Origin of the sequence: Pseudarthrobacter sp. R1 (assembly GCF_024494415.1) — a bacterium.
Taxonomy (GTDB): Bacteria; Actinomycetota; Actinomycetes; order Actinomycetales; family Micrococcaceae; genus Arthrobacter.
In genome coordinates this window covers 109,979-117,649 of the sequence record NZ_JAMKFI010000011.1, presented here as the reverse complement: position 1 = coordinate 117,649, position 7,671 = coordinate 109,979, and the positions used below count along the sequence as shown (strand labels likewise).

The 7,671-nt window shown below is 66.7% G+C and carries 6 protein-coding genes; 2 read left to right on the top strand and 4 right to left on the bottom strand.

The genetic code is table 11. The annotated features are described in order from the left end of the window. Both M8J71_RS21520 and nboR read left to right on the top strand, forming a co-directional pair. A partial coding sequence (locus M8J71_RS21520; protein ID WP_441338917.1) for a transketolase-like TK C-terminal-containing protein occupies window positions 1-1,709 on the top strand: 1,709 nt, incomplete at its 5' end. Between the two features lie 80 nt (window positions 1,710-1,789). Continuing rightward, window positions 1,790-2,470, top strand: a complete 681-nt coding sequence (nboR, locus tag M8J71_RS21515; RefSeq protein ID WP_256249891.1) for a nicotine blue oxidoreductase — start codon at window positions 1,790-1,792, stop codon at window positions 2,468-2,470. 194 nt (window positions 2,471-2,664) lie between these two features. On the opposite strand, the gene M8J71_RS21510 is transcribed toward nboR, so the two are convergent. The 4 genes from M8J71_RS21510 to M8J71_RS21495 form a co-directional block, all read right to left on the bottom strand. Then, complete coding sequence (locus tag M8J71_RS21510) at window positions 2,665-3,072, bottom strand: DUF5655 domain-containing protein (RefSeq protein ID WP_256249890.1); 408 nt, start codon at window positions 3,070-3,072, stop codon at window positions 2,665-2,667. Between the two features lie 3 nt (window positions 3,073-3,075). Next, window positions 3,076-3,726: a uracil-DNA glycosylase family protein gene (locus M8J71_RS21505; protein ID WP_256249889.1), complete on the bottom strand. Its 651-nt coding sequence runs from the start codon at window positions 3,724-3,726 to the stop codon at window positions 3,076-3,078. Between the two features lie 44 nt (window positions 3,727-3,770). Further along, window positions 3,771-4,751 (bottom strand): aldo/keto reductase, encoded by a 981-nt coding sequence (locus tag M8J71_RS21500; protein WP_256249888.1) that lies wholly within the window; start codon window positions 4,749-4,751, stop codon window positions 3,771-3,773. A gap of 87 nt (window positions 4,752-4,838) precedes the next feature. After that, entirely contained in the window at window positions 4,839-7,670 is a 2,832-nt protein-coding gene (locus tag M8J71_RS21495) for a molybdopterin-dependent oxidoreductase (RefSeq protein ID WP_256249887.1), read from the bottom strand. Between the last annotated feature and the right edge of the window lies 1 nt (window position 7,671).

The following is a 7,671-nucleotide window of genomic DNA, read 5'->3' as shown; positions in this document are numbered from 1 at the left end:
CAGCCACCGAATTCAAGGGCAAACCCACCGTCATCCTCGCCAAAACCGTCAAGGGCTACGGACTCGGACCCCACTTCGAGGGCCGCAACGCGACCCACCAAATGAAGAAACTCACCCTGGACGACCTGAAGAAGTTCCGCGACCACCTGCGGATCCCCATCACGGACGAACAGCTCGAAAAAGACCCGTACCAGCCGCCGTACTACCACCCCGGCACGGACGCCCCGGAAATCCAGTACATGATGGAGCGCCGCGCTGCCCTGGGCGGTTCGGTGCCGGAACGCCGGTCCAAGCACGCCGCGATCACCTTGCCGGACGCGAAGTCCTACGAGGTGGCCAAGCGCGGTTCGGGCAAGCAGCAGGCCGCCACCACCATGGCCTTCGTGCGTTTGCTCAAGGACCTGATGCGGGACAAGGAGTTCGGCAAGCACATCGCCCCGATCATCCCGGATGAGGCGCGCACGTTCGGCATGGACGCCTTCTTCCCGACAGCGAAGATCTACAACCCCAAGGGCCAGAACTACCTGTCCGTGGACCGGGACCTGGTCCTGGCCTACAAGGAGTCCCCCGCAGGGCAGCTGATCCACCCCGGGATCAACGAAGCCGGCGCCGTGGCAGCGTTCACCGCCGCCGGAACCGCCTACGCCACCCACGGCGTGCCCCTGGTCCCGGTCTACGTGTTCTACTCCATGTTCGGCTTCCAGCGCACCGCCGGCGCCGTGGCAGCGTTCACCGCCGCCGGAACCGCCTACGCCACCCACGGCGTGCCCCTGGTCCCGGTCTACGTGTTCTACTCCATGTTCGGCTTCCAGCGCACCGGCGACGCCTTCTGGGCCGCAGCAGACCAAATGACCCGCGGCTTCATCATCGGCGCCACCGCAGGACGGACCACCCTCACCGGCGAAGGCCTCCAGCACGCCGACGGCCACTCCCCCCTGCTCGCCTCCACCAACCCCGCCGTGGTCACCTACGACCCCGCCTACGGCTACGAAATGGGCCACATCATCCGCGACGGCCTGGAACGGATGTACGGCCCGGCCGCAAGTGGCGAAGGAACCGGAACAGCGCCGGATAACAACGTGATGTACTACCTCACGGTCTACAACGAGCCCATCACCCAGCCCGCCGAGCCGGAGAACCTCGACGTCGAAGGTGTGCTGAAAGGCATTTACCGGGTCTCGCCGTCGGCCATTGAAGGGCCCACGGCGCAAATCCTCGCCTCCGGCGTGTCGGTGCCGTGGGCGCTGGAGGCCCAGCGGATCCTCGCCGAGGACTGGGGCGTCTCCGCAGACGTCTGGTCCGTCACCTCCTGGAACGAACTGCGCCGCGACGGCCTTGCCGCCGAGGAAGAAGCCTTCCTCAACCCCGGCGAACCCGCCCGCGTCCCCTTCGTCACCCGGCAGCTCGAAGGAGCCACCGGCCCCGTCGTCGCAGTGTCGGACTACATGAAGGCCGTCCCGGACCAGATCCGCCAGTTCGTCCCGAACGAATTCGCCACCCTCGGCGCGGACGGCTTCGGCTTCTCCGACACCCGCGCCGCAGCCCGCCGCTTCTTCAAAAACGACACCCACTCGATTGTGGTGAAGACCCTGCAGATGCTCGCGGCGAGGGGCGAGGTGGAGGAGGGCGCACCGTCGTACGCCATGGACCGCTACAAACTCCTGGACGTCAACGCCGGAACCACCGGCGGGGCCGGCGGCGACGCCTAATTCCCTGCCCGACATACCGGCAGTCGGGACGGTTTCCGGGGGAGACCGTCCCGACCACCATTTTCATTTAGGGTGCAGCTATGGGCAATCAAGGCGCGGACGGCACGGCTGGCCTCAGGGCGACCGGCATCGTGCTGGCGGCCGGAGCCGGTACCCGCCTGGGACGCGGACCGAAGGCCCTGCCCCCCTACCGGGGCCGGCCGCTCGTGGAATCCGTCGCCGGCGCGCTGCTCGACGGCGGCTGCCGCGAGGTTGTGGTGGTGCTTGGCGCAGGGGCTCCGGACGTCGCCACGATCGCCGAGCTGGACCGTTACCTGACCGTGGTGAACCACGAGTGGCAGTCGGGCATGGGCAGTTCTTTCCTGCTGGCTGACCAGACGGCAGACCCGGCTGACCACTTGCTGATCGCCCTTGTTGACCAGCCCGGGCTGACCCGGGCAACTGTTGGCCGCCTGCTGGCGTCCCACCGGCCGGGCCGGGTCACCGCTGCCGCGTACCGCCGTCGCGAAGCCCCCGACGGCGGTAAGCCGGCCAGGCATAAGGCTGGACAGGAAACCGGGCAGCAGGACAGGCTCTTTCGCGGCCATCCGCTGCTCATTGACGCTTCCCTGCGCGAAGCAGTGAGCGCCACCGTAACCGGCGACGCCGGGGCGCGCGGCTTCCTGCGGGCGCACCCGGACCTCGTGGACGAGGTGGATTGCAGCGACCAATCCACCGGCGAGGACATCGACACACCGGACCAGTTGCGGCTTCTCGGCTAGAAGACAGCTGAATTGGGGCACGAATCGGCACGGCAGATCTCTGGTCAAGCTCGTCTGTGCAGGAACCGGGCATCAACGTCCGCAAATGCCCTCGCCACCGCTGCGCTTCCCATAAAAACATCATGCCAAGGGGGTCTGACAATGCCCCGCATAGATCACAGAAAGTTCCGGTGGAGGGCTTCAGGGTTGTTCGGTCAACATTGCTTCCGGCCCCAGCCGGCTGATTCCTCGAACCAACCGAGCGCGGCCACAGTCGCAATGTCGGATGCAGTGCGCACTTCGATCTGGTGCGTGTACTTGTCGTGACGAAATCGGATAACGCCACGGAGGAACGAAGCGTGGTGCTCATCCCACATGTCCATGGTCAGAAGGGCTTTGGTCTTCGTGACCGGGGTGAGCCATACAAACTTCCGCGCCGCACCGTAACTGACCTGGGTTCTCGAGAACTCTTCGGCGATGTCGTCACCCAGTCCGAGCACCCGAGTGGAAAGAGCATCATAGATCTCCTTGAGGGCGCGTTGTTGTGCATTCACAGTCACTATGGTGGTCCACCTGCCCAGAAGGCCGCAGGTTTCGATGCGCCAGTAGGCGACCGCCGGCATGTTCTAAGTCTGCATTCCACCGATAAGCAGCTGCTCGAGTCCGTGTTTGAAGCCGGACCGGCCGCCGTGCGACGGATGCCGGACCTTCGGCACGTCCATGCCGCTGGCACTCAGGCTGCGGTGCGCCACGTTGCCCACGGCCACGACGGTTTCGATGCCGAAGAGCTCCACCAGCGTCTGCCGGAACTCAGTTCCGAGCCGGGCTTCCGTTGTCCTCGGCGTGCGGTTGGACTGCGGCGTCCCGGGCACGTGCGTGTGCCAGGGGCATGCGCTCCAGAGCAGGGGAAGGAAATCCAGTTCCGCCAGGACCTCCCACATCACGGTGGCGGTGGGCTCAGCTGCTACTCCCGCCGCCCCGGGAGGCAACACGTAACCCTTTCCCGGACCGAACAGCCCAAAACTGTTGGCCGGGCCCTGGAACATGATGCGGTTGGTGAAGGGAACACCGGTGATCCTCATGCCGCGGAAGCCCGGCGCCTCGCCCAGCAGCAGCACCTTGGGCGAGCGGTCCAGCATCTCCTGCAGGTAGAGCTCCACGTTGCGCCGGCGCTGCGCATTGGCCGGTTCGCTGTGATCGAAGAAGTTGTTAAGCCCCGGACCCGAAGGCACGGCGGAGAGCCGCTCCACGACGGTGCCGACGGAAGAAGCTGTCATTCACCTGCCTGTCCCGTGCGGCGGCGCGAACCTGTCCCGCCGCCTTACCAGCGCGGGTGGATGGCGTCGCGGAAGTAGTGGTCGTAGATCCAGCGGACGCCGGCGTCGAAGTCTTCATCAACCGCAAGACCCGCCGCGGCGGCGTTCGCCGTGGCCTGCTCCACGTTGCGTGCGCCGGGGATCACGCTGGTGACGCCGTCCTGCGCCGCTATCCAGGCGATCGCGGCTTGGGCTGTGGTGGCACCTGCGGGAACGAGCTGCTCAAACTCCGCAACGGCCTTCAGCCCCAGGTCGTAGTCCACCCCCGAGAAGGTCTCGCCGACGTCGAAAGAGTCACCGTTGCGGTTGTAGTTCCGGTGGTCGTTCTCGGCGAAGGTGGTTTCCCTGGAGTACTTGCCGGAGAGCAGCCCCGAGGCGAGCGGCACGCGGGCGATGATCCCCACATTTGCTGCCTTTGTCGCGGGAAGGACCTCGTCCAGGGGCTTAAGGCGGAAGGCGTTGAGGATGATCTGAACAGAAGCGGTGCCCGGGTGGCTGATCGCTTCCAGCGCCTCGTCGGTCCGTTCAACACTGACGCCGTAGTTGCGGATTGCCCCCTCTGACACCAGGGTGTCCAGGGCGTCATAGACCTCGGCGTTGCTGTACACCGGGGTGGGCGGGCAGTGCAGCTGGACCAGGTCCAGGGAGTCTGTGCCCAGGTTCTTCCGCGAGCGGTCCACCCACTGGCGGAAGTTGGCCAGGGTGTAGTTCTCCGGCTGCTGGTCCACGCGGCGGCCCATCTTGGTGGCCACCGTGATGTCCAGGCCGGGGTTGTCCGCGAGGAACTTCCCGATGGCCTGCTCGCTCTTGCCGTCACCGTAGACGTCGGCGGTGTCGAAGAAGTTAACGCCCGCCTTCACGGAGGCTGCCAGGATGGCCTGCGCCTGTGCCGGGTCAACGTTGCCCCAGTCCGCGCCGAGCTGCCAAGTGCCCAGCCCCACGATGGACACATTCCGTCCGGTCTTGCCTAAAATCCGCTGTTCCATCCCTTGACTATATGCAACGATGCAACGCGGGGTCAGATCAGGCCCGCTGAACGCGCCAAATGGGGCATTATGTGACCCCGCGTTGTCCTAGGACAGGAGATGCTCCAGGTTCGGCACCAGCCCCGCCTCCTTGAGTCCCAGGTAGATCCTGTCCCGCGCGATGGGCAGTTGGGCGAAGCGCACGCCGGTGGCGTTCCTGATCGCGTTCGCCAAGGCTGGGGCCACAGGGTTGAAAGGGCTTTCGCTCATGGACTTCGCACCCAGCGGCCCCATCTTGTCGTTGGTGTCCGCGAAGTACACCTCGCTGCGGGGCACGTCCGCGAAAGTAGGGATGTGGTACTGCCGCAGGATGTCGGTGGTGACCCGGCCGGCGTCGTTAATCACCACCTCCTCATACAGCGCAGCGCCGATGGCCTGGGCAATTCCGCCCTCGATCTGGCCGCGGCACTGGCGCGGATTCACCACCACCCCGGCATCCGCGGCCTGCACGCTCTGCAGGATCTTCAGCTCGCCCGTGCCCCGGTTCACTGCCACGCGGAAGCCGTGCACGTTGAACGCCACGGACCTCGGCGTCCCGCCCCAGCGTCCTTCCGCTGCAAGTTCGACGCCGGCATCCGCAGCCGCCTGCGCCAGTTCCGTCAGTGCCACGGGAGTTCCGTCAATGACTACGGCGTCGCCGTCAAGGACGCAGGCTGAGGCCTGGGTCTGGTGGGTACCTGCCGCAAAGGCGCGGATGCGGACTGCCAGTTCCTCAGCTGCGGCGAGGGTCGCCTTGCCCGCCACCACGGTGCCCGCGGAACCGAATGCGCCGGTGTCGTGTTCGATCAGGTCGGTATCGGACTGCCGGACGACGACCCGCGTGGCGTTCGTTGACAGCGCCGTGGCGGCCAATTGGGAGTGGACGGTGGTGGTGCCGTTGCCGAACTCGGCAGTACCGACGTCGGCCTGGTACGTCCCGTCGGGCAGGAGCCGGATGCGGGAGTGGGCAAAGTGTCCGCGGGGCGGCACGGTATCGATCATGGAGAGGGCGGTTCCCTCCCCGGTGAGCCAGTCCGGGCCGAGTTCGTCCAGCCCGGCGGCCCGGTACCGTTCCCGGCCGCGGGCCAGCGCGTCGCGGACCAGGCTCAAGCACTGGTCCAGCCCGTAGCTGCCGTAGTGGACGTCCTCCTCGGGTTCCGGCTGGGTGGACAGCATCCGGTCGCCCTCCCGCACCATGTTCCGGCGGCGGAATTCGAACGGGTCCATGCCGATGCCGGCGGCTAGCTCGTCCATGGCGGACTCGATCGCGAAGATCATCTGGCTGAGGCCGTAGCCCCGGAACGCCCCGGCCGGCACCGTGTTGGTGTACATCGCGTGGGCGTCCACTTTTTTGTTCTCACAGTTGTAGACGCTCAAGGATTCCCCGCAGCCGTGGAACATCACGCCGGGGCCGTGGTTGCCGTAGGCGCCGGTGTTGGTCAGCACGTCCAGTTCCAAGGCAGTGAGTTTTCCGTTGACGCTGGCACCGGCCTTGAGCTTGATGGTGAACGGATGGCGGGTGGTGGTGGCGGTGAACTGTTCCGTCCTGGTCAATTCGAGCTGGACAGGCCGGCCAAGTTTCAGGGCCGCGAGCGCCACGATGTCCTCGGTGAGTACTTCCTGCTTGCCGCCAAAGCCGCCGCCCACGCGGCCGGCCACCACGTGGACCTGCTCCTCCGGGAGCCCGAAAACCCGGCACAGCGTGCGGCGGACCAGGAAGGGAACCTGGCTGGAGGTGCGGACGTGCAGGCGCCCCTCACCGTCAACGGCTGCGATGGCTGCGTGCGTTTCCAGGGCAACGTGCTGGACGCGCTGGGTGCGGTAGGTCTGCTCGTGGATGAAGTCCGCTGCCGCAAAGCCCTGGGCCACGTTCCCCAGTTCCGAGTGGAGTTCAGCCACCACGTTCCGGTCCGGCCGGGAAATGCGCGCTGTTGCCCCGTCCTTGTCGCCGTGCACCAGCGGCGCTCCGGGCATCAGCGCTTCCTGCGGCGAGAAGACGGCGGGCAGTTCCCCGTACTCGACATCCAGCGCCCGCACCCCGGCTTCTGCGGCAGCCACCGTTTCGGCCACCACCGCGGCAACCCGCTGGCCCCGGAACCTCACCACGTCATCCAGCACGCGGGTATCGTCCGGATCGTCGGTAAAGAGCTCATGCTGCGCGGTGGAAAACAACTGCTCCGGAGCATCCCGATGGGTCAAAACGGCCACCACGCCGGGGACCTGCAATGCAGCATCGGTGTTGATGGACAGCACGCGCGCATGCGCATGCGGCGAGCGCAGGAGCTTGAGGTGGAGCAGGCCCTGCAGCTGGTCGGCCGGGACGTCCAAGGTGTAGCGGGCGGCACCGGTGACTACCGCCCGGCTGGCGGGGGCCGGGACGTCGTCGCCCAGCTGCCCCGGCTCGGGATCCGGCTGGCCCTTCCCGGCGATCCCGGATCCCTGTCCCTTCGGGTCCGGGTGCCCGGCATGCCCGCAGACGGCGTCGGAGATGGCACGGTATCCCGTGCAGCGGCAGAGGTTGCCTTTGAGGTTGCGGGGCAGGTTCTCCTTCTGTTCGTCGTCGAAGGTCGCCGCCGTCATCACCATGCCCGCCGTGCAGAACCCGCACTGGAAGCCCTGCCGCTCCATGAACTGCTGCTGCACGGGGTGCAGGTCCGCTCCGTCGCCGGCAGTGGAAGCCAGTCCTTCGATGGTGGTCACCGCGTGTCCCTCGGCGCGGACGGCAGGGTAGATGCAGCTGTGCACGGGGGTGCCGTCCACATGCACGGTGCAGGCCCCGCAGTCGCCGCCGTCGCAACCCTTCTTGACGCCCAGGTTGCCCTGCTCCCGCAGGAAGGTGCGCAGGCACTGCCCGGGACGGGGTGACGCGTCCGCCGGGGCTCCGTTGATCTCGATGGCCATG